This window comes from Pontibacter sp. HJ8 (assembly GCF_054824225.1).
In genome coordinates this window covers 1-282 of sequence record NZ_JSYF01000535.1, presented here as the reverse complement: position 1 = coordinate 282, position 282 = coordinate 1, and the positions used below count along the sequence as shown (strand labels likewise).

1 protein-coding gene is annotated in these 282 nt (G+C 38.3%); it reads left to right on the top strand.

Annotated features, from left to right (window positions below; all coding sequences use genetic code 11):
• Window positions 1-52 precede the first annotated feature (52 nt).
• The coding region (locus tag OB13_RS18975) for a hypothetical protein (protein ID WP_461491758.1) at window positions 53-282 on the top strand (230 nt) is incomplete at its 3' end.

Below are 282 nucleotides of genomic sequence, written 5' to 3'. Positions count from 1 at the left end.
CATAAAAGCCATCAGAAAGGGCAAACAGGTCGCATAATTGCCGAAGGAAAGTATGGATGGAGCTTTAACAGTTGTAATAGGTATTGGGGGAGCGATTATTGGTTCTTTTTTGACTTGGGCATTTAACTACTTATCTGAACTTCAAAAGGCTATTCTGCAGAGAGAGCACACAAAGTTTAGCACATTTCACGCCAAGCAGATAGATGTATTAGCTGAAATATATAAACAGTTAAGTCAAGTTGTTTTAACAATAGAGGAAATGATTAAGCTAGTACCTCCCGG